This is a genomic window from uncultured Reyranella sp. (assembly GCF_945957355.1).
Taxonomy (GTDB): Bacteria; Pseudomonadota; Alphaproteobacteria; order Reyranellales; family Reyranellaceae; genus Reyranella.
Genome location: NZ_CAMFKM010000004.1, coordinates 51,415 through 78,387, shown reverse-complemented (window position 1 = coordinate 78,387; position 26,973 = coordinate 51,415). Strand labels below are relative to the sequence as shown.

At 65.9% G+C, this 26,973-nt stretch carries 25 protein-coding genes; 13 read left to right on the top strand and 12 right to left on the bottom strand.

Features of this window, described 5'->3' with window-relative positions; translation table 11 throughout:
- Nucleotides 1–103 precede the first annotated feature (103 nt).
- The gene (locus Q0Q48_RS08215) at nucleotides 104–1,168 is read left to right on the top strand and encodes a hypothetical protein (RefSeq protein WP_295136488.1); all 1,065 of its coding nucleotides are present in this window, start codon (nucleotides 104–106) and stop codon (nucleotides 1,166–1,168) included.
- On the top strand, nucleotides 1,165–2,382 hold the full coding sequence (locus Q0Q48_RS08210; RefSeq protein WP_295136486.1) for an HAD-IIIA family hydrolase: 1,218 nt from the start codon (nucleotides 1,165–1,167) through the stop codon (nucleotides 2,380–2,382). Before Q0Q48_RS08215 ends, Q0Q48_RS08210 begins: the two co-directional genes overlap by 4 nt.
- Here Q0Q48_RS08210 and Q0Q48_RS08205 read toward each other — a convergent pair.
- Nucleotides 2,336–3,310: an aldo/keto reductase gene (locus Q0Q48_RS08205; protein ID WP_295136484.1), complete on the bottom strand. Its 975-nt coding sequence runs from the start codon at nucleotides 3,308–3,310 to the stop codon at nucleotides 2,336–2,338. The two genes, Q0Q48_RS08210 and Q0Q48_RS08205, sit on opposite strands and share 47 nt — an antisense overlap.
- 16 nt (nucleotides 3,311–3,326) lie before the next feature.
- Complete coding sequence (locus tag Q0Q48_RS08200) at nucleotides 3,327–5,357, bottom strand: radical SAM protein (RefSeq protein ID WP_295136482.1); 2,031 nt, start codon at nucleotides 5,355–5,357, stop codon at nucleotides 3,327–3,329.
- A 169-nt stretch (nucleotides 5,358–5,526) separates the two neighbouring features.
- Between Q0Q48_RS08200 and Q0Q48_RS08195 the strand changes: the two genes are divergently transcribed.
- Complete coding sequence (locus Q0Q48_RS08195; protein WP_295136479.1) at nucleotides 5,527–6,504, top strand: NAD-dependent epimerase/dehydratase family protein; 978 nt, start codon at nucleotides 5,527–5,529, stop codon at nucleotides 6,502–6,504.
- Here the strand turns inward: Q0Q48_RS08195 and Q0Q48_RS08190 are convergent.
- The 3 genes from Q0Q48_RS08190 to Q0Q48_RS08180 form a co-directional block, all read right to left on the bottom strand.
- Nucleotides 6,501–7,595 (bottom strand): transketolase C-terminal domain-containing protein, encoded by a 1,095-nt coding sequence (locus tag Q0Q48_RS08190; protein WP_295136477.1) that lies wholly within the window; start codon nucleotides 7,593–7,595, stop codon nucleotides 6,501–6,503. The two genes, Q0Q48_RS08195 and Q0Q48_RS08190, sit on opposite strands and share 4 nt — an antisense overlap.
- A gap of 13 nt (nucleotides 7,596–7,608) precedes the next feature.
- On the bottom strand, nucleotides 7,609–8,535 hold the full coding sequence (locus tag Q0Q48_RS08185) for a thiamine pyrophosphate-dependent dehydrogenase E1 component subunit alpha (RefSeq protein WP_295136475.1): 927 nt from the start codon (nucleotides 8,533–8,535) through the stop codon (nucleotides 7,609–7,611).
- A gap of 74 nt (nucleotides 8,536–8,609) precedes the next feature.
- Complete coding sequence (locus tag Q0Q48_RS08180) at nucleotides 8,610–9,566, bottom strand: NAD(P)-dependent oxidoreductase (protein ID WP_295136473.1); 957 nt, start codon at nucleotides 9,564–9,566, stop codon at nucleotides 8,610–8,612.
- Between the two features lie 137 nt (nucleotides 9,567–9,703).
- Between Q0Q48_RS08180 and Q0Q48_RS08175 the strand changes: the two genes are divergently transcribed.
- The 4 genes from Q0Q48_RS08175 to rfbC all read left to right on the top strand — a co-directional run bounded on the left by Q0Q48_RS08175 (nucleotide 9,704) and on the right by rfbC (nucleotide 13,388).
- Nucleotides 9,704–10,636 carry a class I SAM-dependent methyltransferase gene (locus Q0Q48_RS08175; RefSeq protein ID WP_295136471.1) on the top strand — a complete coding sequence of 311 codons (933 nt, stop codon included), beginning with the start codon at nucleotides 9,704–9,706 and terminating at the stop codon, nucleotides 10,634–10,636.
- Nucleotides 10,637–10,753: 117 nt separating this feature from the next.
- Nucleotides 10,754–11,797 (top strand): GDP-mannose 4,6-dehydratase, encoded by a 1,044-nt coding sequence (locus tag Q0Q48_RS08170; protein ID WP_295136468.1) that lies wholly within the window; start codon nucleotides 10,754–10,756, stop codon nucleotides 11,795–11,797.
- Nucleotides 11,798–11,859: 62 nt separating this feature from the next.
- Nucleotides 11,860–12,864 (top strand): hypothetical protein, encoded by a 1,005-nt coding sequence (locus Q0Q48_RS08165; RefSeq protein ID WP_295136466.1) that lies wholly within the window; start codon nucleotides 11,860–11,862, stop codon nucleotides 12,862–12,864.
- A 17-nt stretch (nucleotides 12,865–12,881) separates the two neighbouring features.
- Nucleotides 12,882–13,388: a dTDP-4-dehydrorhamnose 3,5-epimerase gene (gene rfbC / locus Q0Q48_RS08160; RefSeq protein ID WP_295136465.1), complete on the top strand. Its 507-nt coding sequence runs from the start codon at nucleotides 12,882–12,884 to the stop codon at nucleotides 13,386–13,388.
- A gap of 135 nt (nucleotides 13,389–13,523) precedes the next feature.
- On the opposite strand, the gene Q0Q48_RS08155 is transcribed toward rfbC, so the two are convergent.
- Both Q0Q48_RS08155 and Q0Q48_RS08150 read right to left on the bottom strand, forming a co-directional pair.
- Entirely contained in the window at nucleotides 13,524–14,681 is a 1,158-nt protein-coding gene (locus Q0Q48_RS08155) for an AGE family epimerase/isomerase (protein WP_295136463.1), read from the bottom strand.
- Nucleotides 14,682–14,717: 36 nt separating this feature from the next.
- Nucleotides 14,718–15,761, bottom strand: a complete 1,044-nt coding sequence (locus Q0Q48_RS08150; RefSeq protein WP_295136461.1) for an FkbM family methyltransferase — start codon at nucleotides 15,759–15,761, stop codon at nucleotides 14,718–14,720.
- Between the two features lie 164 nt (nucleotides 15,762–15,925).
- On the opposite strand from Q0Q48_RS08150, the gene Q0Q48_RS08145 reads away from it, so the two are divergent.
- The 4 genes from Q0Q48_RS08145 to Q0Q48_RS08130 are packed head-to-tail and all read left to right on the top strand — an operon-like array spanning nucleotide 15,926 to nucleotide 19,912.
- A complete protein-coding gene (locus Q0Q48_RS08145) occupies nucleotides 15,926–17,233 on the top strand; it encodes a peptidylprolyl isomerase (RefSeq protein WP_295136459.1) in 1,308 nt (435 codons plus the stop codon).
- A gap of 19 nt (nucleotides 17,234–17,252) precedes the next feature.
- On the top strand, nucleotides 17,253–18,251 hold the full coding sequence (pdxA, locus tag Q0Q48_RS08140; protein WP_295136457.1) for a 4-hydroxythreonine-4-phosphate dehydrogenase PdxA: 999 nt from the start codon (nucleotides 17,253–17,255) through the stop codon (nucleotides 18,249–18,251).
- Nucleotides 18,252–18,253: 2 nt separating this feature from the next.
- Nucleotides 18,254–19,087, top strand: a complete 834-nt coding sequence (rsmA, locus tag Q0Q48_RS08135; protein ID WP_295136455.1) for a 16S rRNA (adenine(1518)-N(6)/adenine(1519)-N(6))-dimethyltransferase RsmA — start codon at nucleotides 18,254–18,256, stop codon at nucleotides 19,085–19,087.
- 21 nt (nucleotides 19,088–19,108) lie between these two features.
- A complete protein-coding gene (locus tag Q0Q48_RS08130; RefSeq protein WP_295136453.1) occupies nucleotides 19,109–19,912 on the top strand; it encodes a lysophospholipid acyltransferase family protein in 804 nt (267 codons plus the stop codon).
- Here the strand turns inward: Q0Q48_RS08130 and gmk are convergent.
- Nucleotides 19,887–20,537 carry a guanylate kinase gene (gene gmk / locus Q0Q48_RS08125; RefSeq protein ID WP_295136451.1) on the bottom strand — a complete coding sequence of 217 codons (651 nt, stop codon included), beginning with the start codon at nucleotides 20,535–20,537 and terminating at the stop codon, nucleotides 19,887–19,889. The genes Q0Q48_RS08130 and gmk overlap by 26 nt on opposite strands.
- A complete protein-coding gene (locus tag Q0Q48_RS08120) occupies nucleotides 20,527–21,411 on the bottom strand; it encodes a YicC/YloC family endoribonuclease (protein ID WP_295136449.1) in 885 nt (294 codons plus the stop codon). The genes gmk and Q0Q48_RS08120 overlap by 11 nt, the downstream gene beginning before the upstream one ends.
- Before the next feature lie 99 nt (nucleotides 21,412–21,510).
- On the opposite strand from Q0Q48_RS08120, the gene Q0Q48_RS08115 reads away from it, so the two are divergent.
- Both Q0Q48_RS08115 and Q0Q48_RS08110 read left to right on the top strand, forming a co-directional pair.
- The gene (locus tag Q0Q48_RS08115; protein WP_295136447.1) at nucleotides 21,511–22,770 is read left to right on the top strand and encodes a hypothetical protein; all 1,260 of its coding nucleotides are present in this window, start codon (nucleotides 21,511–21,513) and stop codon (nucleotides 22,768–22,770) included.
- A gap of 12 nt (nucleotides 22,771–22,782) precedes the next feature.
- The gene (locus Q0Q48_RS08110) at nucleotides 22,783–23,535 is read left to right on the top strand and encodes an SDR family NAD(P)-dependent oxidoreductase (RefSeq protein ID WP_295136445.1); all 753 of its coding nucleotides are present in this window, start codon (nucleotides 22,783–22,785) and stop codon (nucleotides 23,533–23,535) included.
- A gap of 204 nt (nucleotides 23,536–23,739) precedes the next feature.
- Here Q0Q48_RS08110 and Q0Q48_RS08105 read toward each other — a convergent pair whose 3' ends face one another.
- The 3 genes from Q0Q48_RS08105 to Q0Q48_RS08095 are packed head-to-tail and all read right to left on the bottom strand — an operon-like array spanning nucleotide 23,740 to nucleotide 26,934.
- Nucleotides 23,740–25,029 (bottom strand): hypothetical protein, encoded by a 1,290-nt coding sequence (locus tag Q0Q48_RS08105; protein ID WP_295136443.1) that lies wholly within the window; start codon nucleotides 25,027–25,029, stop codon nucleotides 23,740–23,742.
- Nucleotides 25,022–26,221, bottom strand: coding sequence for an acyl-CoA dehydrogenase family protein (locus Q0Q48_RS08100; RefSeq protein ID WP_295136441.1), 1,200 nt, complete (start codon nucleotides 26,219–26,221; stop codon nucleotides 25,022–25,024). Before Q0Q48_RS08100 ends, Q0Q48_RS08105 begins: the two co-directional genes overlap by 8 nt.
- Nucleotides 26,218–26,934 (bottom strand): VWA domain-containing protein, encoded by a 717-nt coding sequence (locus Q0Q48_RS08095; RefSeq protein ID WP_295136439.1) that lies wholly within the window; start codon nucleotides 26,932–26,934, stop codon nucleotides 26,218–26,220. The genes Q0Q48_RS08100 and Q0Q48_RS08095 overlap by 4 nt, the downstream gene beginning before the upstream one ends.
- Nucleotides 26,935–26,973: the final 39 nt, after the last annotated feature.

Here is a 26,973-nt window from a genome sequence, read left to right as displayed (position 1 = left end):
CAGGGTGTCTCGGCCCTTGGACTCAATTGACGGAATTCTACCGCGCCGATAACAAACCGCCCCAAATAACCGACGCATCAGCCGTCAGAGCAGGTGTCAACGAATGCATGCCCCGCCCTATCTCAGCATCGTTGGCTGGGCACGGAACGACGGCTACACGCCGAACTACGCAAAACGCCTCGAACACTCCATAGGCTTTCTCGTCCGCCAGCTCGACAAGCACAAGATCCCCTCTGAGGTGATCGTCGTGGAATGGAACCCGCCACCGGGGAGCCCCCTGCTCGCGGACCAGATGAATGGTTTCCTCGGCGGCACGTCCCACGCGAGCGTGCGGTTCATCGTCGTGCCCCCGCAGTTCCATCGTGGCCCGCGGGGCTGGCAGAAGCGCGGGATGCACGTGAACAACGCGGCGAATGTCGGCTTCCGGCGGGCCCGGGGACGCTTCGTGACGCCCAAGGCCCTGGATACGTTCTACTCGGAGAAGCTCGTCGCGACGATCGGCCAACTCGATCTCGACGACCGCCACGTCTACCGCTGCGACAGGCTCGATGCCCGCATGGAGGACGAGAGCTGGCTCGACCTGCCGGACGACGAGCTCCTCGCCTCGCTGGCGCGCCATGTCGTCCACAGGAACGATCGCCTGACCCACAGCATCGACTGGAAGATGCGGGACCTCCACAGCAATGCCTGCGGTGACTTCATCCTGATGTCGACGGCGCGGTGGCATGAGATCCGCGGCTACCAGAAGGACCGGACCGTGCTCTGCCTCGATTCGGATTCGATCGCGCTTCACGCTGCGGCGGCGCATGGCGCCTCCGAAGTCCACTGGCAGGACGAATGCATCTACAAGGTCGTGCATGGAAACACGCACGCCCAGCGCGTGGCCACGATCTGGAAGGACTGGCAGCTCCGCCTGGATCACTATCTGATCGGCCGAAACCGTCGGGAACTGGCGATGAACCTGCGGGTATGGCTCAACTATCCCCGCCGCCGGGTGCGCGGCCTGGAAGAAATCCTCGCGCCCTCGATCGAGCGTCACTTCGTCGCCAAGGCGGCGCGCTACGCGAAGAACGATACTTCTCTCGTGACGAATGATGCGGATTGGGGGCTGGCGCGCGAGGCTCTTACCGAACGGACCGTGGTTCGCGCGGCCTGGGACACGCCATGACCGTCCGGCAGGTCGTCTGTCTGGTCGGCGGGCTCGGGACGCGCCTCGGCCCGCTCACGCGGAACATGCCCAAACCCCTTCTCGAGGTCGGTGGCCGCCCCTTCCTCGACTATCTGATAGACGAGGCCGCCCGGTTCGGACTCCAGCGGCTGCTGCTGCTCGCCGGACACAGCGCCGGTGAAGTCGTCCGGCACTATGCCGGCAGGGTCGTCGGCGGACTGTCGATCGACGTGATTGTCGAACAGTCGCCGCTGGGAACGGCCGGCGCTCTCGCCAATGCGGCAGCCGCCCTCGATCCGGTGTTTTTCCTGACCAACGGCGATTCCTTCTTCGGCTTCAACTGGCTGGCGCTCGTCCCGGCCCTCGAGCGTGACGACTGGACGATGCATCTCGCCCTCGCTCGCGGCGTCGGCGGGGGGCGATACGGCCGCGTCGAAACCCGGGAAGACCGGGTATCGCGATTTCTTCCCAAGGCGGAAAGCGAACTCCCGATCAATGCCGGTATCTATCTGGTCCGGCGGAGAATCCTCGACAGGATCCAAAGCGTCCCCTGCTCGCTCGAGAACGATGTTCTGCCTCCACTTGCCTCGGAGGGCCAACTCCTCGGGCTCGCAGCGGAAGGCACGTTCATCGACATCGGGGTTCCCGACGACTTTGCCCGCTCGCAGCACGCCATGCCGGCCTTCACGCGCAGGCCGGCGGCCTTCCTCGACCGCGACGGCGTGATCAATCACGACGACAACTATGTGCACCGGCCCGAGCAGATCCGCTGGATCGATGGCGCTCGGGAGGCCATCCGCTGGCTGAACGACGCCGGTTACTACGTGTTCGCCGTCACCAACCAGGCCGGCGTCGCGCGCGGCTATTATGGCGAAGATGACGTGAAGTCGCTTCACGGGTGGATGCAGGGCGAGTTGCAGCGTGCCGGCGCCCACATCGATTGCTTCGAGTACTGCCCCTATCACCCCGAGGGGGTGGTCGAGCGCTACCGGCGGGTTTCCGAGATGCGCAAGCCGGGGCCTGGGATGATCCTGAAGCTTCAGAAGGAATGGAACGTCGAAATGGACGGGTCATTCATGATCGGCGATCGCGATATCGACATGCAGGCGGCGGCGGCGGCCGGCATCGCCGGCCATCAATTCCCCGGCGGCAACCTCCTCGACTTCGTCAGGATGCGCGTACCGGCGAAACGAAGAAATCCCTCTTCGCGTTGATCGCCAGCACCCGGTCGACGACATCGGCCGGCAGAGCTCCCAGCGCGCTCGCTTCGGCATTCGTCTCCGCCTCGGCCGGGTGCAGCACGCCCGGGATGACGCTCGAGACCCCGGCGAACGAGAGACAAAAGCGGAGCGCGCTCAGCACCGCCTCGCGTCCGGGCGTCGCCGAGACCGCCGATATCAGATCTCCCGCGCCGTCGATCCAGTTGTCGAGTTGGGCGCGCGACCAGGCCGCCCGGTGGTCTCCGGCGGCGAAGACCGTCGTGCGATCGATCGTCCCCGTGAGGAAGCCGAAGCAAAGCGGCGTCCGGGCGATGAAAGCGGCGCCACGCCGAGTGACCTCGTCGAGCAGCCCCTCCGTGACGACGCGGACGTCCATCATGTTGAAGTTGGCCTGGACGATCGGGGCGTCCACCAGGCGCAGCGCTTCGAGCGCGCCGGCGGGAGCCTTCGCGGAAACGCCCCAGGACCGGATTTTTCCCTCGGCGCGCAAGGAGGCGAGCACCTCTCTCGTCTCGCCGGACGCGAGCACGTCCGAGGGTGGATTGTGGAGCTGCAGGACGTCGAGATAGTCCGTGGCGAGGCGCTGCAGGCTGAGCTCGGTCGAGCGCCTGATGGCGGCAGCCGAAAAGTCCGGCGGCCTCGTCCAATCGTCGTACCCGGCCTTGGTGGCGATCACCGCCTTGTCGCGCCTGCCGGCCACCGCCCTGCCGATCAGGACTTCGCTATGTCCGGCTCCGTAGGCACTGGACGTGTCGAAGAAGGTGATGCCGAGGTCCAGCGCCCGGTGAAGCGCCCTGAGGGATTGCGCGTCATCGGTGTCGCCGTAGGACGTGGCGCCGGCCGTTCTGCCGCCGATGCCCCAGGCGCCGAAGCCGACCTCCGAGACCAGAATGCCGGTCCCGCCCAGCTTGCGATACTTCATTGCCTCGGCCGCAGGCTCAGTAGTGTCCGGCCAGCTCGGGCGTGATCTCGACGGCGCGCGGCGAATAGAGATATGCGCCCTTCTTGTTGCCCCACCAGACGATCTCCCGGCACCACTTCTGGAAATCGTCGTAAGGCCGGCTCGTCCGGTCCACTTCCACGACGATCGGGACCTTGCGCAGCAGCGCAGGCTCGCCGCCGCGCACCTTGTTCCAGTAGTCCAGAAGGTCGTAGTCGAGCTTCACCTTTATGTCGCCCTTGGCGAAGGGCTGATGAACCAGTGCGTGGTTCAGGCGAACCGCCTCTTCGACGATCTCGATCGGAAGTCCATCGCTCCGGGCCCGCACCGTCTCGGAAAGGAGCTCGCCGGCCTCCTTGTAGAAAGCGTCGAACCGGCCCTCCGCCGTGAGCTTCACGAAGATGTACTCGTCGGCCGGCCAGAAGATGTTGAGATATTCCTTCGAGAAAACGTACTCCGAGCCGCCCTGCTGGATGGATCGGGCCTCGCTCTCGAAGAAGGCATTGATCCAGGCGATCGTCGGGAACCGCTTCTCGTCGGCGGCCATGAAGGCCTCGATCATGTCGCGGTAGGAAATGCCGGAAATGCCGTGCGCCAGGATGAGCGGGATCTGGAACAGCTTGTCGAAGTGCAGCAGCGCCGTCATCCAGCAGAAGGTGCGCGTGCGGCGCCAGTCGTCGAGCGGCGTCGCCGCCGTGGCGATCACCAGGTCCTGGACTTCCGGTACATCGTCGTCGAGCTCGATGCGCTCGCCGTGGATGTTGATGATCTTCGATTCGACCGTGACCATGCCGTACTTCGCCTGATAGGCGGGATCGCCCATCTCGGCGTTCGGCAGGATCGACAGGTTGTTGAACTGGATGCGGTTGTGCTGGCCGTTCTCCATCAGCAGGTCGACGCCGCGCACGAAGGACTCGTAGGTCTCCCCGGGCAGCCCCAGGATCAAATCCGAATAGGTCTCGACCTTGTCGCGCGTGAAGCGGCGCTGCAGCTCCATGTAGGTGCCGAGCGAGATGTTGTCGCGCTTGATCGCCTCGAGCGTCGGCATGTCGACGCTCTGCATCGAGAGGGCGACGCCCTTGTTCAGGCCGGCGTCGGACAGGATCTTCTGCGTCTGGTAGGCGCGTTCCGTCGCGTTCTTCGTGTTCTGGACGGACAGCGCGACCGGATAGCCGGTCTTCTTCTTCACGTCGGCGACGTAGTTGGCGATGTCGACGTCGCGCTTCTGGATGCCGAAGTTGGCGTCGCAGCAGAAGATGTATTCGATCTTCTTCTCGGCGAACCAGTCGACCTCGCGATAGAGCCGCTCTTCGCCGAACTTGGTGACCTTGCCCGCCGTCGCCGATCCCCAGTCGCAGAAGGTGCACCGGAAGGGACAGCCGCGGTTGGTTTCCCAGAGACCGATCCAGCTTTCGGTCCGGTTGGCCGCCATGATCTCGTCGAAGGCGCCCTCGAGGAACGGCGAGGGAATCTCGTCGAGGTCGCGCACACGGTCGAGATTCTTGGTGCGAACGAAACTGCCGTCGGCCCGGACCAGGCTGATGCCCGGGACCGTGTCCCAGGTCGCGCGGTCGTCGAAAGTCTCGAGCAGCTTCAGGAAGGTCCGCTCGCCCTCGTTATGGACCGCAAGGTCGATCTGGCGATTGGCCCGCATGAAGGACTCGGGCTGGTCGGGAACGTGCGGCCCGCCGAAGATGATGACGATGCCCGGCTTCAACGCCTTGAGGCGCCGCGCGATCTCCAGCGAAATCCGGCCATTCCACACATAGGTGCTGAAGCCGACGATATCGGCATCCTTCAGGGCCTCGACGGCATCGGCGATGCGCACGCGCTTGTAGAGCGGCGGCAGGAACCGATAGAGTTCCGGCCGGGCGGCGAACTTCTTCACATAGGTCTGCAGGAGAGCGACCGAATACGGAAGATAGTTCTGGCCGGAGAAGGAGTTGTTGATCTGGACCAGACCGACGACCAGCGGCTTCGCCGGAGGCGTGGCTTGCACAGTGGCTTCGTCGGCGTGTGGCGTGGACATTCGCTGCGCCCCGTTGTCCTCGGTTCCTTGGCGGGATCCAGCCAAAGTAGTGGATGAAATGTCGGTGGAAGTCGCCCTGAGAGGTAGAGCGGCCCACTTCGCATTGCAATAGGATTGACGGCCATAATCCCATGGTCCAGCAGGGATTTTTCGGTGTCTCGGGGGCGAAATGCAGTTTGCGGGCAAAAAGGTTCTGATCACAGGCGGGGCGGGCTTCCTGGGAACCAACCTGGCTCTGAAATTGACGGCCCTCGGCGCCAGACTGCGTCTCACGATGCACCGGAAGCCTCTTCAGGCCGCGTTCCCTGACGCCGAAATCGTGCAAGCCGACCTGCGTCGCCCGGAGGATTGCGCCCGTGTCGTCGAAGGTATGGACGTCGTCTTCATCTGCTCGGCACAGACCTCCGGCGCCGGTGTGATCCGGACGACCCCGCTCGTGCATGTGACGCCCAACGTGCTCATCAACAGCCTTCTCCTCGAAGCCGCCTACCAGGCACAGGTGAAGAAAGTGTGCTTCATTTCGAGCGGCGCCGCCTATCCGGGGACGGGCGCGCGGCCCGTGACCGAAGCGGAGATGTTCAACGGCGATCCGGAGGAGGTCTATTTTCCCGCCGGCTGGATGAAGCGCTACGCCGAGATCCTCTGCCGGACCTATGCCGAGAAGATTGCGAATCCGATGCCCACTGTGGTCATCCGCCCCTCCAACGTCTTCGGCCCCTACGACAAGTTCGACTTTGCCGTGAGCCACGTGACGGCCGCCCTGGTGCGGCGGGTCGCCGAACGGCAGACGCCGCTCCAGGTGTGGGGTACCGGCGAGGACATCCGCGACCTGATCTACATCGACGATTTCGTCGAGGGCACCCTGGCCGCGGTCGCGACGGACCTGCCCTTCCTCGCGATCAACATTTGCGCCGGCCAGGGCTATGCCGTCCGGCAGGTCCTCGAAACGTTGCTGGACGTCGATGGCTTTTCCGACGCCCGGGTGACGTTCGATGCCTCCAAGCCCAGCACGGTCCCGGTGCGCCTGATGGACAATGGTCTCGCCCGCTCGCTGCTCGGCTTCGAGGCGAAGCTATCCCTGGCGGAGGGGCTGCGGCGGACGCTGGACTGGTACAGGAACGACCCGGCCAGTCCGGCGCGCCGCTAGAACGGGCCCCTGAAGCGCTTGTAGCCTTCGGTCATCGATCGCTCGACCGGAAGCTCGATCCCATGACCGGTGCCGCGGACCTGGGTCAGGATCGCTTCGACCGTCTCATGCTGGCTCGGGTAGTAGATGTCCTCGAGGCTCTTGGCCGTGGGACACGGCGCTGCGGCCATGCCGAGCATGGCCGGCGCCTGACGCAGCATCGAGGGATCGCGCAGCATGACCTGGCGGCAGACCTCGCCGGCAACGCCGTATTCGAGCCAGGACGTATCGGCGATGACCAGCCGGCCCGTCTTGCGGATGCTCCCGATGACGAGGTCCCAGTCGGGATGGCTGATGGAATTGAGGTCGATGACTTCGACTTCGATGCCGGCCTTCTCGGCCACGTACTGGGCCGCGCGCAGCGCCTCGAGCACCATCACCGACGTCGCCACGACGGTCACGTCGCACCCTTCGCGGGCGACGTAGCTGGTGAGCGGGATCGGCTTCGACGGGGCACCCGCCGAAACCGAGAAGTCGAGGTTGTAGAGCAGGCGGTGCTCGATGCTCACCACCGGGCCGGGATGCCGGGCGATGATCTGCGGGTACATGTCGAGGATCGCCTGGCTGGTCGACGGCATGACGACCGTCAGGCCGGGATAGTGGGCGAACGTCGCCTGCGGGCTCTGGGAATGCTGCGCCCCCTGCCCCCAGCTGCGCCCAACGACCAGGCGGATCAGCATCGGGCACGACATGATGCCGCCGAACATGTAGCGGTACTTGGAGGCGAGGTTGACGATCTGGTTCATCGCCAGGAACGAGAAGTCGGCGCGGATGTGCGTGGTGATCGGATAGTCGCCGACCAGCGCCGCACCGATCGCCACGCCCGTCATGCCTTCTTCCATCAGCGGGACGTCGAACACGCGCGCGGCGCCGTACTTCTCCGCGAGGCCGGTGGTCGAGCCGAAGATGCCCTTAAAGTCGTCGACGCCCTGGCCCATGATGAAGGTGTTCGGATGATCGGCCAGTGCCGCATCCATGGTCTCCAGCAGCGCGCCGGCATAGGACAGGACGCGCGTCTGTGTCGACGGACGCTCTTTCGTAGAGACGTTCATGCTCAAGCCCTGCCTAGATGATGTCGGTCAGCAATTCGTCGCGGCCCGGGAAGGGGCTGCTCTCGGCGAACGCGGCGGCCGCCGCGATTTCCCGGTCGATCTCCGGCCGGAGTTCGGCCACGAGCTTGGCGTCGAGCAACAGCGGATCCTTCGCCTTCCATGCATCGATGTCCGCGGCGCTGCGGTAGCCGAAGTGGAAATCGTCGCCGACGCCGACATGTTCCTTGTATCGCCCGGTGGCGATCTCCAGGACGAACGGCCGGCCGGCGCGCACGACCGAGAGCGCGTCGCGGGTAGCCTGACGGATCGCCAGCATGTCCCAGCCCTCGTCCACCCGCCGGCATTCGATGCCGAAGGTCGCGGCGTGTTCGAGCAGATTGTAGGATTGCCGGGCGTTCTTGAAGCTGTGCACGGCGAGCCCGTTATCCTCGCAGAGGAACAGCACCGGCACCTTCATGAGCGCGGCGAAGTTCAGGCTCTCGTGATAGACGCCCTCCTCGGTGGCGCCGTCGCCGAACACGGCGACGGCCACGCGCGAGCTGCCCCGGCGCTTGAACGAGAGCGCCGCGCCGACGGCATGCGGAATGGAACTGGCGACGACGGCGGAAGAGCCCATCAGCCCCACTTCGGGTGCCGAAAGGTGCATCGAACCGGCCTTGCCCTTGGAGACGCCGCCGATGCGGCCGTAGAGCTCGGCGAACATCTTGTCGAGGGCGCCGCCCTTGGCGATGTAGAAGCCGTGCGAGCGGTAGGTCGCGAACACGAGATCGTCCGCGTTCAGCGCGTCGCAGACACCGACCGCGACGGCTTCCTGCCCGATCGACAGATGGACGGGGCTTTGGATCCTGTCGGACGGGTAGAGCTCGATGATGCGCTCTTCGACCAGCCTGATCGTCAGCGCTGTCCGGAAAAGTCGGCGGTAGCGCTCGTCGCTGTCCATCAAACTACATTCCCCAGCCAGAAATTCGGCCAATCCGGCCGCCATTGCCGCCTCTCCTAGCGATACGCCTGCAACTATTCAACAAGGCGGTTGGCACGGTACCAGGCGAGCAACTCTCCGAGGCCATCCCGGATCGACGTGGCCGGCCGCCAGCCGGTCGCCTCCATGAAGTGGCGCCCCGAGACACGCAGCATCGCAGGGCCTAGATTCTGGCCTTCCAGCTCGACCACCGCATCTTCGAAACCGTCGGCGTCGAGCAGGGTCTCCAGGATGGATCGAACCGAGACTTCGTCCGGTGTCGCCACGTTGAAGGCCCGGAAGCTCCGTTCGTCAGGCCGGCAGACCGCTTTCACGGCTGCGGCCAGGTCGCGGGCGTGGATCAGGTTTCGCGTCTGGGTGCCGTCTCCGGCCAGCCGGATCGGCCGCTCGCGCTCGACGACCCGCCGGACGAGCGACGGCAGGAAATGACCCGTCCGCGGGTCGAAATCGTCGTACGGCCCGTAAACCAGGGTCGGTCTCAGGACGATGGCGGACTGCAACCAACCCAACGTCCGCACATACCATTCGAGTTGCTTCTCCAGGTAGCGGTGCATCCATCCCACGCCGAACCAGTGCCCCGGCGGGTTGCCGGTCTCGTATCGATCCTCCTCCAGAAGTTCCGTGGCGGGCGGATAGCCCGTGCAGGAACTGACCAGCACGACATGCCGCGCATCGCCTCGTGCCGCGGCTTCCATGGCATTCGTGACAATGCGCAGGTTGTCGAGCACCGACTCCACCGGTTCTTCCCGCAGCACGGCACTGGTGGAGACCCGCCCGGCGCACAGGATGACCGTCTCGCAATCGGCGAACGCCCGCGATGCCTGGTCCCGGTGGTTGAAATCGCATTGCACCCACCGAACGCCTTCCGCGGAAAAGGGCGCGCGCGATCTGTAGGTCGCGACGACGGACTCTCCTGCCCCCGTCCGGCCGGCAAGCGCATCCACCACGTGTCTTCCGATCAGCCCCGTCGCCCCCGCCACCGCGATTGTCATCTTCCCTTGGCCCTCCGCCGTCTGCATGCCGCGCCGGCCTCGACCACCGACCGGCAGATTGTCGCACAGTTCGGTCGATTGGGTCGCCGGACGTGGTAAGGAAGCGCCCGAACGGACGATCTGACAGGAAAATGGGAATGTCGCCGCATCAGCGCCTGGGCCAAAGAGAGTTTGAAATCGCGGTCGGACTTCCGGCGGGAAGCCTGGACGAGCGGACCAAGGCACTGCTGGAGAAGACGCCCCTCCTGTATTCGCCTCTCGACGAGGATGCACAGGCGGCCGCGCGGGCGAAGGTGGCCGAGGACATCGATCGCGGCTTCACGGTCGTCGGCGAACATCGCGCTGGGATCTGGCGCGACGCGTGGCAGGACCATCTCGACGACTTCGTCAGGTCCGGACACGCGTTGGAAGCTCTCAACCCGCGGTTCGTGGGCGGCACCGCCCTGCTGCGCTGGCAGGGAGCCTATATCGAGGGGGTCACGGACCGGTTCGAACTCGCCTTCCTGGAGATCTTCCGGGACTGGCTGTTCCGAACCTACCTTGCGGATGCGTCGCATCTCTACGAGTTCGGCAGCGGCAGTGCCTTCAACGTGGCCGCCTATGCGAAGCTCTATCCACAGACCTCGATCACCGCCCTCGACTGGGCGCCCGCCGCGGTAACCATCGCCAATCTCCTGGGCGAGAAGCACGGGATGAAGATCGCCGGGCAGCGGTTCGATTTCTTCGCCCCCGACAGCAGCTTCGAATTCGCCCCGAACAGCAGCGTGCTGACCATGTGCGCCCTCGAACAGGTCGGCGACAGGTTCCTCCCCTTCCTGGATTTCATCCTGGCGAAGCGGCCGCAGCGGGTCGTGCATGTCGAGCCCATGCTGGAACTCTACGATGCCGACCTGCCGCACGATGCCCTGGCCATCCGGTACCATCGGCTGCGCAAGTACCTCAGTGGTCTCCTGCCGCACCTGCGCGCGCTCGAAAAGGCCGGCACCATCAGGTTGCTGAAGGTTCAACGGCTGAAGTTCGGCAGCCGGTTCCACGAGTGCTTCTCCGTGGTGGCCTGGGAACCGGTCTGACGGCGGCTACGGCAAGCTCCGGCCCGGCCTCCGGGCGAGCCAATCCCGGGGTCGCATTCACCGGCGAGACGGGCTATTGAGGCCCCGACCGGGCGCTTGGGCGCCCGGACAGATCGAATGCCAAGCGAAAGGCACCTCAAGATGTCGGCCAAGCGCGCCCTGATCACGGGCATCACGGGAATGGTTGGCTCGCACCTTGCCGAATACATCCTCAAGCACACCGACTGGGAAATCGTCGGGCTTCTGCGCTGGCGAAGCCCCCTCGACAATCTCAGCGCCGTCGTGGGCTCGATAAATTCGGGCTCCCGGGTACGGCTCGTCTACGGCGACCTGCGCGACACCCTGTCGATCCAGCGCTGCGTCGAATCGGCGAAGCCGGACTACGTCTTCCACCTGGCCGCCCAGAGTTTCCCCCGCACCAGCTTCGACTCCCCCCTCGACACGATGGACACCAACATCCTCGGGACGGTGAGAATCCTCGATGCCCTGCGCACGACCGCGCCGGATGCGGTCATCCATGTCTGCGCATCGTCCGAGGTCTTCGGCCGGGTGCCGAAGGAGAAGCTGCCGATCTCCGAGGAATGCAGCTTCCACCCCGCCTCGCCCTATGCGATCTCCAAGGTCGGGACCGATCTTGTCGGTCGCTTCTATGCCGAGGCGTACGGCATGAAGGTCATGACCACCCGCATGTTCACGCATACCGGCCCGCGCCGCGGCGACGTGTTCGCGGAGTCGACCTTCGCCAAGCAGATCGCGATGATCGAGCACGGCCTGGTTCCCCCGGTGGTCAAGGTCGGCAACCTGGAATCGCTGCGCACAGTGGCCGACGTGCGCGACGCGGTGCGCGCCTACTACCTCCTCGTGACGAAGGATCCGGTCCCGGGCGCCTACTACAATATTGGCGGCACCCATTCCTGCACCGTCGGAAACATCCTCGAGCACCTCATCGCGCTGTCGCCGAAGCGCGCGGACATCAAGGTCGAGGTCGATCCGGACCGGCTTCGTCCCATCGACGCCGATCTCCAGGTTCCGGATACCTCGAAATTCGAGAAGCACACGGGCTGGCGGCCCGAAATCCCCTTCGAACAGACGATGCGTGACCTGCTCGACTATTGGCGCCAGCGGATCGGCGTCGAGGGCAACCGCTTCCTGACGCGATAGCCAGAAGAACCCAACAGAGCATCCAAGAAATGAAGCGCCCTCCGGCAAGCGACAACATGTCGATGGCAATGTCGAGAACGCCCTACCGCGTGTCGTTCTTCGGCGGCGGTACGGACTATCCCGAATGGTACCGGGAACATGGCGGCAGCGTGCTGTCGATGGCCATCAACAGGTACTGCTACATCGTCGGGCGTCATCTGCCTCCCTTCTTCGCGACGCGTCACAGGGTGGTCTGGTCCCATATCGAGACCGTCAACTCGATCTCGGAGATCCTGCATCCGGCAGTTCGCGCGGGATTGCAGTACATGGAGTTCGACAACGATCGGGGCGTCGAAATCCATCATCAGGGCGATCTTCCGGCCCGCTCGGGCATCGGCTCGAGTTCCTCCTTCTCCGTGGGCCTGATCAACGTTCTCCATGCGATGCGCGGCCAGACGATCAACAAGCGCGATCTCGCCAACGCCGCAATCCACCTCGAGCGCGACATCCTGCAGGAAACGGTCGGATGCCAGGATCAGGTTGCCAGCGCCTATGGTGGCCTGAACGTCATCAGTTTTGGAAAGGACGGCGCGATCGACGTGGTTCCGCTGGACCTTTCAGGCCAGAACCAGCGGAAGCTCGAGGACTGGCTGCTGCTCTTCTACACGGGCACGACCAGGCTCTCTTCGACGATTGCGAAGCTGCTGGTCTCCAATTTCGCCGCGAAGAGCAAACATCTCCAGCGGATGCACGCCATGGTCGATCCTGCCGCGAAGCAGCTTCGCATGGGTGATCTGGAGTCCTTCGGGGAGATGCTGAACGAAGCCTGGCAGCTCAAGCGCCAGTTGTCGGACGGTGTCACCACGACCAGCATCGACGACGTCTACGCGGCCGCCCTGTCCGCGGGCGCGCGTGGCGGCAAGCTCCTGGGGGCCGGCGGCGCGGGTTTCATGGCGTTCATCGTGCCGCCTGAGAAACAGCCGCAGGTCCGGGCCGCTCTCTCCCATCTTCTTCACGTGCCGGCCGGGATCGACTTCACCGGATCGACGATCGTCTACCGCCAGCTCGAAACGCTGCCACAATCCTGAAATCGACGGGAATTCACATGGAGACCTTTGCGACGCCCCTCGACTCGGTCCGGTTGATCAAGCCGCCGACGATCTTCGAGGACTTCCGCGGTCAGTATGTCGAGACGTACAACGAGCGCCTCTACCGCGAGGCCGGGATCGACCAGCATTTCATCCAGGACGATATTTCGATGTCGCGCCGGCATGTGCTGCGGGGCATCCATGGCGACGACAAGACGTGGAAGCTCATCTCCTGCCTGCAGGGAAGCTTCTACATGGTCGTGATCAACAACGATCCCCAGTCCCCGCAATACCGGAAGTGGACGTCGTTCACCCTGTCGGAGAGCAACCGGCTTCAGGTGCTGGTGCCGCCGAAGTTCGGCAATGGCCATGTCGTCATGAGCGAGCAGGCGATCTTCCACTACAAGCAGACCACCGACTACGATCGTTCGGGCCAGTTCACGCTGATCTGGAACGATCCGGCACTGAACATCTGGTGGCCGGTCCAGAATCCGATCGTCTCGCAGAGGGACCAGGGACTGTAGCCGGCGCCGGCTCGAGTCTTTCCGGGCGGGATTGAATCAGTCGACCGTTCCAACATCGACCTCACCCTTCGAGACGCCGTGCTTAGCGCGGCTCCTCAGGATGAAGTGAATGGTTCGAAGTGAGGCGGAATGGCTTTAGATCCTGCTGGCGGCGGCGAACCGGGAGACCTCGTCGACCGCTCCGGCGAGATGATAAAGGCTCGTCGCGGGCATGAAGTCGCCAAGTCGCGATCCATCCTCGCCGAGCCGGTCGATCCACCCACCTCGCGGCGCACCGCCCAGGAAGCGGTCATGCATCGCTTCGATCAGTGCGAGCGCGTTCTCTAGGGATTGCGGTCGTCCGCGTCGCGCTTCGGCCAGGTTGCATTTGATGGCTTCGGTCATCGGCCATAAACGGCGAGACGCTTTCGCGGTCGTGCCGTCAGGGCGCACTTCGTCGACGATGAGGCGGTCGCTGTCGAAGCCACTGCGATTTGCATGCTCGTACAGCCTGTCGATGATCGCCGGCACCCGGCGGTCGCCCGTCTCCTGTTCGTAGCGACGCAGAAGCCAGCACCATTCGAAGTGGTGTCCCGGCTCGACAATCGCACCGACGGCGGCGGCAGGCATCAGCGCCGCGTCGAAATATTCCAGGAGCACCCCCTGTTCGCCCTGAAAGAATCTCGAGACGAAGAGGTCGAACAGCTTCTCCGCCCTGTCGAGAAAGAGGCGGTCTCCCGAGCACTCCCAGAGCGCGAGCATGGCCTCGAACAGGTGCATATGCGGATTCTGCCGGCGAGGCCCTTCCCGCGCGGGCAGAGCCTCGACGTAGCCGCCGCCCAGCGGGGCCGTCATGTCGCGGTCCAGGAAGGCGAGCGTTTCGTGGGCGAGAGCCAGCCCTTCGCGCTTGCCGGTCAGCTGCACATAGGAAGCAACCGCAAGGAGTACGAATGCGTGCGCGTACAAGTCACGGGTGGAATCGACGACGCTTCCGTCCCGGGCCATCGAGAATACCCATCCATCACGGCCATCAGGACGGAAATAGTCTCTGCGCATCGCGGCGAAGGCGCGTTCGGCGAGCGCGTCCGAGCCCGAATGCCAATTGCGACGTTCCGCAAGGGCGTAGACGAAGATTTGCCGAGCCTGCACGAGCAGCCGGATCGGCGCTTCCCGACGCCGCTCACTTTCGAATGTCAGTCCCTCTTCGAAACGTCCGGCTTCCGCGTCGAACCCTGACGTCGCCCACAGAGGCAGGGCCTGCTCACGCATCCAGGCTTCCATGAACGTCGCTGCAGTTCGAACGTCCTGGAACATCAGGCCTCAATCCCGGCAAGCGTTGCGCGCGGGTTCCTATGCTTTGAGCAGAGTTTCAGCACGTTCTTTCGGCACGGCCACGACGTTCGGAGACAACGGCGCTCCCTCGACGATGCACTCGGGCCAGCCGCCGGTCTGGGAAAACGTGAGGATCTGGTAGTTCAGCTCATCCCGAAGCACGGTCAGCAAGGCGTCCGCGCTCTGGCCCTGCGCGTGCAACGCCCGCTCGTTCAGCTCCATCAGGAGCACCGGCCTCGCCGTCGCCAGGACAGTGCGCGCGCCGGCCACGACGCCGGCCTCGCCCCCCTCGACGTCGATCTTGACCATGTCGACCTGCGACAGCCCATGCCTCGCCACGACCGCATCGAGCGTGTCCAGCGTGACCCGCTCCGAACTCGCGCGCACGACGTCGTCATGGGCGAAGTCGCCCAGCGTGTTGTGGCCGGCATGAACGCCATGGGCGAGATGAAGGTCGACGAACCCTGCCTCGGCGCCGAGCGCCGCCGCGACCACCTGAACGTTGTCGAGACCGTTGCGGCCGAGATTGCGCTGGAGGTGCGCGCGCTCACGCGAGCTCGGCTCGATGGCAATCACCCGGCCCGAGGGGCCGACGCGGCGGGCGGCAAAGAGCGTGTAGTAGCCGTCATTGGCACCGACATCGATGAATACCATGCCGGGCTTCAGCACGCGGTCGACGAAGGCGAACTCGTTGGGTTCGAAGGAGCCACAGACATAGAGGCAGAGGCTGTTGTCGTTGCCCAGCGTCACGTCCACCGTGGTGCCGCCGTGCCAGCGCACGGTAAGCGGCACCGCCAGTTCCTTTTCACGGGCCGCTTCCCACAGGGCGCCGCGCCGGCAGGCCAGCCAGCGTCGCTGGTCGTAATATTCCTCGGCGAACCGCCAGCCAGGACGCGGCTCGAGCCGGGGCGTACCTGGCGCCAGGATTGCCGCGTAGGCAGCACCGATCGTCGGCGCCCGCACAATCAGCCAGCGCCCCATATTGTCGAGATGATAGCCAACGCCCGAGCAAACCCGTTCCCAGGCGCCGGCAACGCTGATCGAACCGCGGGCCGTTCTCATGCCTGAACTATTTTGCCCCCCAACATGCGACCGTTCGGCTAACGTACCCACCGCCAAGCGTCAAGCGTGCCTGTGTGTTGCCACTTTCTGTCTTTAGTGGCGTGCATTGCAGCTACCCTGCTGCGGAAATATAATGATCGTCCCTCTCAAACGCCGTCGGTGAAATGTTCGCGCCAGTCTCCCGCGCTCTCGTCGTCTTCACGATCATGCTGCTGCCCGCTGCGGCGTCCGCCCAAAGGCCGACGGCCCAGGGAACGGCTGCCAACGCCGCGCCCGGCCAGGGCTTGCGCGTGGTCGCCCGCGTCAACGACGACGCCATCACCGACTTCGACCTGTCGCAGCGGGTGTTGTTCGCCATCAAGACGTCGGGCCTGCAGGACAGTCCCGACCTGCGCCAGCGCATGGCGCCCCAGATGCTGCGGCAGATGATCGACGAGCGCCTCCAGGTGCTGGACTCGAAGAAGCTCGGCGTCAAACCCACGGAAGCCGAGATTCAGAACCGCTATGCCGAGATCGAGCGCGCCGCCGGTCTGGGTCGCGGCCAGTTCCGGCAATACCTGCAGAGCGTCGGCGTCGCTCCCGACATCGCCACGCAGCAGATCGAGGCGCAGATCGCCTGGGCCAAGATCATCCGGCGAAAGGTCCGCGCCCAGGTCGACGTCTCCGAGGCGGAGATCGACGATGCGCTGAGTCGTATGCGTTCGAACGTCGGCAAGACCGAAACCCGCGTCGCCGAGATCTTCGTGCCGGTCGACCGCGCCGATTCGGTGGAGGAAGGCAAGCGAAGCGCCGACCGGATCATGGAGCAGCTGCGCCGCGGCGCTCCCTTTGCCGCCGTCGCGCAGCAATTCTCACAGGGTGCCTCCGCCGGGGCCGGCGGCGATCTGGGCTGGGTCCTGCCGGGCGCGCTCGATCCCTCGCTCGACGCAGCGCTCGAGAGAGTGCAGCCGCGGTCGTTCTCCGAGCCGATCCGTTCGGCATCCGGATGGCACATCCTCTATGTCGTCGATCGCCGGCCGTTCGCCGCGGCGCGGCCCGACGACGTCAAGCTCAACCTGGTCCAGATGACCCTCGCCCTGCCCCCCAACGCGTCGCCGGAAGAGATCAACCGCGCGACCGCCGATGCACAGAAGGCGATGTCGGGCGTCCGCCAGTGCACCGATCTTCATGTCCAGGCCCGCCAGGTCAAGGGCAGCACGTCGGGCGACCTCAACGGTGTCAGGGTCGGCGATCTCGCGGCCAATCCGCAGATGTACGAGCAGCTGCCGCGCCTCCCCATCGGCGGCACCGCGGGCCCGTTCCGCGTCGCCGAAGGCCTGCAGGTGGTTGCCCTGTGCAGCAAGGCCGGGGGAGACGGCCTGCCGACCCGCGACGCCATCTCGCAACAGCTCCTCATCCAGAAGCTCGACGCGGCGGGACGGCGGTACATGCGCGATCTTCGCCGGCAGGCCACGATCGACATCAAGTCGTGATGCGGCTGACGGACCGGCCATGACCGCAGGGGCGCCGCTCGCCGTCACCATGGGCGAGCCGGCCGGCGTCGGCGGCGAACTCAGCCTCAAGGCCTGGCAGGCGCGCCGCTCCGGCAGCCGTCCTTTCTTCGTCCTCGACGATCCGGGCCGCCTTGCCGGCCTGGCGCGCCAGCTCGGGATCGACGTGCCACTGCGCGAGATCGCCGGGCCCGGGGAAGCCGCTTCCGTTTTCTCCGAAGCCTTGCCGGTGCTCCCGGTTCGTCTGGCGGCGCCTTCGACGCCCGGCCGACCGGATGTCGCGAACGCCCCGGCCACCATCGAAGCGATCGAACGGGCCGTGCGGTTTGCCCAGGGCGGCATCGTCGCCGGAGTCGTCACCAACCCGATCCAGAAGAAGACGCTGCAGGACGCCGGGTTCCGCCATCCCGGGCACACGGAATTCCTGGCCGAACTCGCCGGAGGGGTCGACGTTGCGATGATGCTGGCCTGCCCCCAGCTCCGGGTGGTCCCGGTGACCATCCACCTGTCGCTGGCCGAAGCCGTGCGCACCCTCGACGGCGACGCGATCGTGCGCGCCGGCCGGATCGCGGCCTTGGGATTGCGGACGCTGTTCGGCATCGACCGTCCCCGGCTGGCTGTGGCCGCCCTCAACCCGCATGCCGGCGAACAGGGCGCCATGGGTGACGAGGAGCGCCGCATCATCATGCCCGCCATCGAGAGCCTGCGCCGCGAGGGCATCGAGGCAAGCGGACCGGCGCCGGCCGACACGCTGTTCCATGCCGCGGCGCGGCCGGCCTACGACGTGGCGCTGTGCATGTATCACGACCAGGCGCTGATCCCGATCAAGACCATCGACTTCGCCGGCGGGGTCAACGTCACGCTCGGCCTGCCGTTCGTACGCACCTCGCCCGATCACGGCACGGCACTCGACATCGCCGGCACCGGCCGCGCCGATCCGACGAGCCTGCTCGCGGCGATCGACATGGCGGACGACATGGCGCGCCGGCGCCGCCATTGAGCATGGACGGCGTCCTGGCATTGCCGCCGCTGCGCGAGACCATCGCGGCGCACGGCCTCGACGCGAAGAAGCGCTTCGGCCAGCACTTCCTGCTCGACCTCAACCTGACGCGCCGCATCGCCCGCGCCGCGGCGCCGCTCGGCGAAGGCACCGTGATCGAGATCGGTCCGGGGCCTGGCGGCCTCACCCGCGCACTGCTGCTCGAAGGCGCCGGCCACGTCGTTGCGATCGAGGTCGATGCCCGGGCTTTCGGCCCCCTGCTCGAGTTGCAGGCTGCAGCGGGCGGGCGGCTCGATCTGGTGGAAGCCGATGCCCTGAAGGTCGAGCCCCGGGAACTCGGGGCGGCCCCCCGCCGGATCGTCGCCAATCTGCCGTACAACATATCGACCGCACTCCTGGTGCGCTGGCTTCATGCCGCAAACGACATCGCCGACATGGTGCTGATGTTCCAGAAGGAAGTCGTCGATCGCCTGGTGGCCGTACCGCGGACGAAGGACTATGGCCGCCTCTCCGTGCTCGCCCAGCATGTCTGCGAGGTTCGGCGGCTGTTCGACGTCGCCCCGACGGCCTTCGTGCCGCCACCGAAAGTGACATCGGCCGTCGCGCGGCTGACGCCCCGGCGCCCAGCGGCTCGCCTGGCCGACCTGGGCCCGCTGGAGCGGGTCACCGCCGCCGCCTTCGGTCAGCGCCGCAAGATGCTGCGGGGCTCCCTGGCGGGCGTTTTCGCGGACCCTGTGGGCATCCTGGAGCGATTGGGACTGCAGCCGACGGCGCGGGCGGAGGAGCTCTCGGTCGCCGATTTCGTGCGGCTGGCAGGCGCGCTTGACAATGAGTGAGCACTCACTAATATCGGACCTATGATCCGGTCTCTGGCCTTCAACATCTATTTCTACGTCGGCACCCTGCTGGTGGCGGTTGTCGGCATCGTCCTGGTCCCCATCCCCACGCCGGTCCTGCTGCGCGGCCTCCTCTTCCACTGGGCGCGGGCGGTCGTGGCGGGCATGCGCTGGATCGGCGGCATGAAAATCGAGTTCCGTGGCCTGGAGCATCTTCCCTCCGACGGCCCCGCGCTGCTGGCGAACAAGCACCACAGCGAGAGCGACGGCATCCTGCTCGCGGCGAAGATCCGCGGCATTGCGTTCGTCGCCATGCAGGAACTCTTCCGCTACCCGCTGATCGGCGCGATCCTGTACCGCCTCCAGATGATCCGCGTGGATACGTGCGGCGGCGGCCGCGAGCGCGAGAACCTCGCCCAGTTCGCCCGGCGCGCCTACGACACTCGCCGGCACATCGCCATCTATCCCGAGGGCAACCTGATGGAGCCGGGTGAACGCGAGCGCTACCGCTCGGGCATCTATTATCTCTATCGCGACCTCGGCCTGCCCGTGACGCCGGTCGCCACCTCGGTGGGGCTCCTGTGGAACCGCCGCGACTGGCGCAAGAAGGCCGGCCGGGCCGCTGTGGAGTTCCTGCCCGCGATCGAGCCAGGCCTCGACAAGGACAGCTTCATGCGCCGCCTCGAGGACGCGATCGAGAGCGCCAGCGACCGGCTGATCGCCGAATTCGCCGGCCGCCCCTACCAGCCCAGCCAGCTCGTCCTGCGCTCGCAGGGACAGACCGGCATCGGCGCGCCGGTCACCGCCCCTCGCGCAACGCCTTGACGAAGTTCGACAGGCCGACCTGCCGCTCGCGCTTCAACCGCTCGGCCGTCAGGATCGACTTGAGTTCCATCAGGCTCGTCGCGATGTCGCGGTTGATGATCTGGTAGTCGTACTCGGCCCAATGGCTCATCTCGTCGGCGGCCTTGGCCATCCGCTTCTGCACGATCTCCATCGAATCCTGGGCGCGGGTGATCAACCGCCGCTCGAGGTCGCGCGTCGACGGCGGCAGAATGAAGACCGTCACCAGATCGCCGCCGGCCTTCTCTTTCAGCTGCTGCGTGCCCTGCCAGTCGATATCGAACAGAACGTCGCGGCCCGCCATCAAGGCGGCTTCCACGGGCGCGCTCGGCGTGCCGTAGAAATGGTCGAACACCCGCGCATGCTCGAGGAACTCGCCGCGTTCGATCATGCCGCTGAAGGTGGCCGTATCGACGAAGTGGTAGTCGACGCCGTCCTTTTCGCCCGACCGGCGCGCGCGCGTGGTCGCCGAGACGCTGAGCTGGATCTGCTTGTCGTTGTCGAGGAGCTGCCGCGACAGGGTCGTCTTGCCGGCGCCCGAGGGCGACGACAGGACGAGCATCAGGCCGCGCCGCTGGATCTGGCCGGCATCCACCTCATTCGACATTCTGGACCTGCTCCCGCATGCGCTCGACGGCGCCCTTGAGATCGATGCCGATGCGCGTCAGCTCGATGTCCGCGGACTTGGAGCAGAGCGTGTTGGCCTCGCGATTGAACTCCTGGCAGAGGAAATCGAACTTCCGGCCCACCGGGTTGTCGGCACGCGCGTCGGCGAGCAGGGTCCGCGCCTGCGCGATATGGGCGGTCAGCCGGTCGAGTTCCTCGCGCACGTCGGCCTTGCCGACCAGCAGCGCCACTTCCTGGGCGAACCGTTCCTCCGAAAGCGCGGGCACGCGGCCGAGCAGTTCGGCTAGCTGCGCCTCGAAGCGCGCCCGGACGATACCGATTTGTGCCAGCGCACGTTCCGTCGCCCGGCCGCACAGGCCCTCGATCTCCGCCACGTGGCCTTCGATCACCCTGGCCAGCGCCTTGCCCTCGGCGGCACGCGACGCGACGAGCGCCTTCAGCGCCTCGTCGAGGGTCGCCTGCACCTCCCTGTCCAGAACGGCGAGCGACTCCTCGGTCTCCTCGCCGGCATCCTCTTCCTCGATCACCCCGCGTACCCGCAACAGCCCGTCTGCGGACGGAGCGGCCGCCCCGGTCGTCCGGCGCACTTCATCGACCAGCGTCGCCAGCTCCGCCAGCAACGCGCGATTTATGGCGAGCGGCTTGGCGTGGCGTTCGCTCGTGATGGTCAAGGTAAGCGAGACATTGCCGCGCTTCATCTTGCCGCCGACGGCGACCCTGGACGGATTCTCCAGGCGGTCGAAACCGGGCGGGACGCGACACCTGATCTCGAGATTTCGCCCGTTGACGCTGCGCGCTTCCCAGACCCAGCGCCGCCGATCATCCGATCCTTGCGCCCGGGCGTATCCCGTCATACTTGCGATCAAATTGCCCCCTGCCCTTTTCGTGGGCACTGTTAACCCTTAAGTGGATCGGCTTTTCGATTCAATCGGCTATTGAGGCGATCGTTCGTCATGGTGAAGAAGGTTACCCCACGGCAAACGGGCCTCAAGGTTGTCGCGCTGTGTATCGGCCTTGTCGGGGCACTGGCGGGGCTCGAGATCCTCTCGACGGCGTGGTTGACGATCCGCGATGGCCGCTACATCCCGGCCAAGGAACTCTTCGCCACGTCCCGCAACACCTACATCCAGGACATCACCGGCAGCGGGGGCAGCAATTGCCGGTACATCGACACGATGTTCCCGCACCCCTATCTGGCTTTCGTCCATCATCGAGACGATCCCTGCGGCGTCCCCAGCGCCAACGACATCGGGGTACTGGGCGACGAATACCCGGTCGTCCGCAATCCGGAGCGTTACGTGATCCTCCTGGCTGGTGGCTCCGTCGCCTCGCAGTTGGGTCAGCTCGCCCAGCCCGGCCGGCGCAGCTTCCTCGAAGAGGAGCTCAACCGGTCCTACATCAGCCCGACCGGCAAGCCGTTCCAGGTCTTGAATGGCGGGGTCGGCGCGTGGAAACAGCCGCAGCAGCTGATCCTGATGGCCATCTATGGCGACTTCATCGACGCGGTGGTCACGCTCGACGGCTACAACGAGCAGTACCTGATGAAGCCGGGCCTCAACAGGCGATTCGAGATGCCGGCCGTCAACTATCTCGGTGTGAACCCGATCGTCGCGAAGGACGGCTTCGCCAGCCTCGCCATGAGCTGGTTCATGGGACGGATCTCGGGTTGGCTGGGAACCGGCCTCACCGGCCATTCGCATGCCGCCTATCTCCTCGCTTCGGCCCTGGAGCAGAAGCCAGCCGACCACAACGATGGCTTCGGTGCCAGGACCTACGCCGCCATGACGAGCCTTCCTGCCGACATCACGGACTCCCCCGCCGTCTACATGGACTGGCAGATCGCGCAGTATGCCAAGTACATCCGCATCATGGACGTCACGGCTCGCGATTTCGGCATCAAGTCGATGTTCTTCCTGCAGCCCGTCCCCGCCGTCGACAAGGTCCTGACTCCGGAGGAGGCCCGCGGTACGCCCGATACCAGCTACGGGCCGCGTTATGTCGACATCGTCCAGCGCCTTCTCACCCTCCGGGAACGCAACATCGAGGTCCGGAGCCTGCTCGACCTCTTCAAGGACGAGAAGGAAACGATCTACAGCGACGACATCCATCCCAAGCGGGAGTTGATGGACAGCCGCGGCTACTCGCTGATGGCGAACCGGATGGCGCATGAAATGGCCAGCGCCTGGGGCTGGCACACGAAACCCCAACATTGAGGGCGCTCGAGCATGAAGACCTTCTCCAGCATCGTACTCACCGGCGCATCGAGCGGTATCGGCGAGGCGGTGGCCCTCGACTACGCCGCTCCAGGCGTGGCCCTGGCGCTGACCGGGCGCGATGTCGGGCGGCTCGAGACGGTGGCCGCCGCCTGTCGCGCGAAGGGCGCCACCGTGGTCGCGGATGCGATCGACGTCACCGATCGCGAGCGCTTCCAGCCCTGGCTGACCGCGTTCGACGAGGCGCATCCCGTCGATCTCGTACTCGCCAATGCGGGCGTCTCGATCGACAAGGATAATTCCTCGCTCGACGATTTCTCGATCATCCGCAAGACGCTCGACATCAATATCAACGGCGTGCTGAACACCGTCGAGCCGCTGCTCCATCCGATGATGGCCCGCAAGCGCGGCCAGATCGGCATCGTCTCGTCCCTCGCGGGCTTCATCGGCCTGCCCTACTCGGCCTCCTACAATGCCAGCAAGGCGGCGGTGCGCGTCTGGGGCGAGAGCATCCGTTACGTACTCAAGAAGGACGGCATCGGCGTCAGCGTCATCTGTCCCGGCTTCGTCGTCAGCCGCATCACCACCGAGGCTCCCTTTCCGATGCCATTCATGATGAGTGCGGCGCGGGCATCGAAGATCATCCGCGACGGCCTCGCCGCCAACAAGCCACGCATCGCCTTCCCGATCGGCACCAAGGCCGGTGTCTGGCTGGGGTCGGTCCTGCCGGGCAGTTGGACGGCGCGGTTGCTGGGCGCCGCCTAGAGCCTTTCCGACATACATTGAGCCATCGCACCTCAATTGCTTACCCATTCAAATGGGGAAGTGCCCCGTCACACGGGGCGATGGGGTCATAAGCGCCGCAATGCCATGACCCCTCCGTCGGCTGGCGGCTTGGTTACAAGCCGCGAGCCGCCACCTCCACATTTGAATGGGGAGGAAGATGACTCTGCTTCGTTCAGAAAGACCCTAGCGCCGTTCCAGCCGGCGCAGTTCCTGGAAGACGCGACTGGCGGCGATCTCGACGCCCTTGTCCGTCCAATGGGCGTCGCTGCGGCGGTAGGCGCCGCGCACGCCCTCGAAGTCCTTGCGCAGGTCGACGTAGCGAATGGAGGTCCTGCCCAAGGCTTCCAGGAGCCGGTCCTGCCGGTAGTCGGCAATCACGTTGAAGGCGTAGAAGCGCGGCCAGCGCTTCCAATACTCGACATAGTCGGGATCGACGCTGCCCGGCGGCACGATGAACAGGACGAGCGGCACGCCGCGCTCGCGGGCCGCACGATCCATCGCCACCAGCCAGGACAAGGTCGCCTTGATGTCGCCGTCCTTCACCAGCCGTGCCGCCTGCTCGCGCGTCGTGGCTTCGAAGTAGGGAGACTTCTCGATTTCGGCCTTGGTCATGAGGTTGAGGAGCCAGCCCTGCAGCGACTCGTCGTCGGCCTTGCCTGAGGCGTAGGCCTGCCAGAAGGCGTCGCCGTCGCGGCCGAAGATGGCCGCGATCTGCCGTTCGCTCAGGTCGGGGTAGTAGTAGCGCTTTATGTGCCTCGCGAGGGCCGGCGTGCGCTCGGCCGGCGGCAGACGGGCGATCGTGGCCAGCGTGTCGAACTCCTGCGGCACCGGCTTGTTGGTCGTCAGCATCTCCGACAGGCGCAGACGGTTGACCAGGACCCAGTTGGCGTTCGGCATGACATTGCCGAGGATCGAGCCGCCCGGCGCTTCGTCGACCAGACGGGGCAGGATCCCCTGCCCATAACCCTGCCCGTCGAAGAGAAAATCGTTGCCCGAGAAGAAGAACACAGCGAGCGCGTCGGGCGACAGGGCGAAGGCCACGTCGCGCAGGCGGTAGTAGTAGCTGCGCGGGCCGGTCGCGGAGATGCCGAGGTTGATCATCTCGGCCTTCGGTTGCCCGGCCTCGACGAAGCGCCGCTCGACCTCGCCCGGCAGCGTGAGACGCGTGAGCTGGAACTCGAGGTAGCTGTCGCCGATGAAGACGCTGCGGAAGCCGCCACCCGCCGGTTTGCCGACGCTGCGTTCCTTGTCGCGCATCCCCCAGGAGTTGTACGGCTCGAAGATCCAGGGCTTGTCGGCCAGCCCGGTAAAGTCGGTCGATTGCACGTTGACCGGCGGCGTCGAACGCAAGGCCCGAGCGGGCCAGGCCGGCGCCTCCAGCGACGCCAGCAGTTCGAGGCCCGCGAGCGTGACCCCCGTCAGGATCAGGCCGAATACGATCGCATAGATGCGCTTGCGGCCGCTCTCAGTCATCGCCCGGCGTAATATAGGGCGAGTCCGAGACGGTCCAGCGGGCCGGCCTTTCCTGCCGGAATATCTGCCGCAGGTGGACTTCGTCCGGCCCATCGGCGATGCGCAGCATGCGTGCGACGGCAAACGCACGATGGATCGGCGCATCGTCGCTGCCGCCCATCGCCCCGAACAGCTGCATCGCGCGGTCGGCAATGCGCTGCGCCGTCTCCGGCACCGCGACCTTGACCATCGAGACATCACGCCACACGGCCTGGTGGCCGTCGCTGTCGAGCCGCTCGGCGGTGCGCAACACCAGCAGGCGGGCCTGCTCGATCTCGATGCGGGAGCGCGCGATCGCCTGCTGCGCCGAGTCATAGTCGATCACCGCGCGGCCGAAGGTCCGGCGCTCGGCGGCGCGGGCCATCATGAGTTCGACCAGGACCTCGCAGGTGCCGATCGCGCGCATACAGTGGTGCAGGCGCGCCGGTCCCAGCCGCACCTGCGCCGCGGCGAAGCCCTCGCCCTCCTCGCCCAGCAGGTTCTCCGCCGGCACGCGGACGTTCCTGAAGTCCAGCTCGGCGATGGGCGCGATACTGTCCTCCCAGCCGAGAAAACGCAGCTCGCGCACGACCCGCAGTCCGGGCGACGGCATCGGAACGATCACGCAGGAATGCCGGCCGGTGCGCGGCGCCTCCGGACGCGACACACCCATCACGATCACGAACGCGCAGTCGGGATGCGCGCCGCCCGTGATGTACCACTTGCGGCCGTTCACGACCCACTCGTCGCCCTCGCGCCTCAACGTCGTGGCGATGTTGGTGGCGTCGGACGAGGCGACGTCGGGCTCGGTCATGCCGAAGGCCGAGCGCACACGTCCTTCGAGCAGCGGCTCCAGCCATCGCTTCTTCTGGTCGGCGGTTGCCGCATGCTGGAGCATGATCATGTTCGGCACGTCCGGCGCCTGGGCATTGAACACTTCGGGTGCCCACGGCAGGCGCCCCATGATTTCGGCGATCGGCGCAAAGGCGCGATTGCTCATCCGGTCCGGCAGGCCGAGGTTCCAGAGGCCCTCGGCGCGCGCCTTCGCCTTCAGATCCGCCATGAACGGAGGGATGCCCTTCCGCGCCGACACATGAGCCGCCCATTCGCGATGGCGCGGCAGGATCTCCTCGTCGAAGAAACGCTCGACGGCAGCCGGCAGGTCCTTGCTCATTTCATCTGGTTTGTCAGAAGGGCCGCGATGCCGCCCTGGTCCTTGCCGTACTTGAGCAACGCGGAGCGGCCACCGGCGGCATAGGCGGCGACCGCGCCGAGCAGGCGCTTGAGCTGGTCAGGGCTCGACCGGTCGAACTTGCAGTAGGCCCCGCGCGTCAGCTTGGCGATCTGGGGAAACAGCCGAGACGCCGTGCGGTCCTCGCCTTCCTGGAACACGAAGACCGGCAGGCCGAGGAGGCCGAGCTGGCCCGCCTCGTGGCCCACGGCGTCGACATCCTCCTCGCAGCAGTCGCCGACGAAGATCACCGCATCGAGACGGCTCTCGCGGCGCTGCTCGCCGGCGTACCGCAGCAGCCGCGCGATCTGGGTACGGCCGGCCGCGCACCGCACGCTGCTCATCAGACGGGCGAGTTCGCGGCCGTCGGACGTCCACTTGCTGACCTTGAATTCCTCGAAGCCGCGATAGAAGGCGAGCCGAACGTCGAGACCGCCCAGCGCATCGGCGGCCACGAACATCTCCCCCTGGATGGCGCAGGCATGATCCCAGGTCGGTTCGCGGCTCGCTGTCGCATCCATGGCGAACAGCAGGCGGCCGCGTCCGCCCGGCCGGCGCTCGGCCGGCAGATTGCCCACTTCGCGCACGAAGGCATCGACCGCATTCGCACCTGCGGTAGACGGGACGTTGCGATCTCCGGCGCGATCCTCGGCCATGTCCTTTGACCCTCTGCGGTGCGTTCAATATGGTGCAGC

What these genes read in the sequence shown, in the direction of transcription:
- Q0Q48_RS08215 (WP_295136488.1), top strand. Translation starts at nt 104, where the DNA reads ATGCATGCCCCGCCCTATCTCAGCATCGTTGGCTGGGCACGGAACGAC.
- Q0Q48_RS08210 (WP_295136486.1), top strand. Translation starts at nt 1,165, where the DNA reads ATGACCGTCCGGCAGGTCGTCTGTCTGGTCGGCGGGCTCGGGACGCGC.
- Q0Q48_RS08205 (WP_295136484.1), bottom strand. Translation starts at nt 3,310, where the DNA reads ATGAAGTATCGCAAGCTGGGCGGGACCGGCATTCTGGTCTCGGAGGTC.
- Q0Q48_RS08200 (WP_295136482.1), bottom strand. Translation starts at nt 5,357, where the DNA reads ATGTCCACGCCACACGCCGACGAAGCCACTGTGCAAGCCACGCCTCCG.
- Q0Q48_RS08195 (WP_295136479.1), top strand. Translation starts at nt 5,527, where the DNA reads ATGCAGTTTGCGGGCAAAAAGGTTCTGATCACAGGCGGGGCGGGCTTC.
- Q0Q48_RS08190 (WP_295136477.1), bottom strand. Translation starts at nt 7,595, where the DNA reads ATGAACGTCTCTACGAAAGAGCGTCCGTCGACACAGACGCGCGTCCTG.
- Q0Q48_RS08185 (WP_295136475.1), bottom strand. Translation starts at nt 8,535, where the DNA reads ATGGACAGCGACGAGCGCTACCGCCGACTTTTCCGGACAGCGCTGACG.
- Q0Q48_RS08180 (WP_295136473.1), bottom strand. Translation starts at nt 9,566, where the DNA reads ATGACAATCGCGGTGGCGGGGGCGACGGGGCTGATCGGAAGACACGTG.
- Q0Q48_RS08175 (WP_295136471.1), top strand. Translation starts at nt 9,704, where the DNA reads ATGTCGCCGCATCAGCGCCTGGGCCAAAGAGAGTTTGAAATCGCGGTC.
- Q0Q48_RS08170 (WP_295136468.1), top strand. Translation starts at nt 10,754, where the DNA reads ATGCCAAGCGAAAGGCACCTCAAGATGTCGGCCAAGCGCGCCCTGATC.
- Q0Q48_RS08165 (WP_295136466.1), top strand. Translation starts at nt 11,860, where the DNA reads ATGGCAATGTCGAGAACGCCCTACCGCGTGTCGTTCTTCGGCGGCGGT.
- rfbC (WP_295136465.1), top strand. Translation starts at nt 12,882, where the DNA reads ATGGAGACCTTTGCGACGCCCCTCGACTCGGTCCGGTTGATCAAGCCG.
- Q0Q48_RS08155 (WP_295136463.1), bottom strand. Translation starts at nt 14,681, where the DNA reads ATGTTCCAGGACGTTCGAACTGCAGCGACGTTCATGGAAGCCTGGATG.
- Q0Q48_RS08150 (WP_295136461.1), bottom strand. Translation starts at nt 15,761, where the DNA reads ATGAGAACGGCCCGCGGTTCGATCAGCGTTGCCGGCGCCTGGGAACGG.
- Q0Q48_RS08145 (WP_295136459.1), top strand. Translation starts at nt 15,926, where the DNA reads ATGTTCGCGCCAGTCTCCCGCGCTCTCGTCGTCTTCACGATCATGCTG.
- pdxA (WP_295136457.1), top strand. Translation starts at nt 17,253, where the DNA reads ATGACCGCAGGGGCGCCGCTCGCCGTCACCATGGGCGAGCCGGCCGGC.
- rsmA (WP_295136455.1), top strand. Translation starts at nt 18,254, where the DNA reads ATGGACGGCGTCCTGGCATTGCCGCCGCTGCGCGAGACCATCGCGGCG.
- Q0Q48_RS08130 (WP_295136453.1), top strand. Translation starts at nt 19,109, where the DNA reads ATGATCCGGTCTCTGGCCTTCAACATCTATTTCTACGTCGGCACCCTG.
- gmk (WP_295136451.1), bottom strand. Translation starts at nt 20,537, where the DNA reads ATGTCGAATGAGGTGGATGCCGGCCAGATCCAGCGGCGCGGCCTGATG.
- Q0Q48_RS08120 (WP_295136449.1), bottom strand. Translation starts at nt 21,411, where the DNA reads ATGACGGGATACGCCCGGGCGCAAGGATCGGATGATCGGCGGCGCTGG.
- Q0Q48_RS08115 (WP_295136447.1), top strand. Translation starts at nt 21,511, where the DNA reads ATGGTGAAGAAGGTTACCCCACGGCAAACGGGCCTCAAGGTTGTCGCG.
- Q0Q48_RS08110 (WP_295136445.1), top strand. Translation starts at nt 22,783, where the DNA reads ATGAAGACCTTCTCCAGCATCGTACTCACCGGCGCATCGAGCGGTATC.
- Q0Q48_RS08105 (WP_295136443.1), bottom strand. Translation starts at nt 25,029, where the DNA reads ATGACTGAGAGCGGCCGCAAGCGCATCTATGCGATCGTATTCGGCCTG.
- Q0Q48_RS08100 (WP_295136441.1), bottom strand. Translation starts at nt 26,221, where the DNA reads ATGAGCAAGGACCTGCCGGCTGCCGTCGAGCGTTTCTTCGACGAGGAG.
- Q0Q48_RS08095 (WP_295136439.1), bottom strand. Translation starts at nt 26,934, where the DNA reads ATGGCCGAGGATCGCGCCGGAGATCGCAACGTCCCGTCTACCGCAGGT.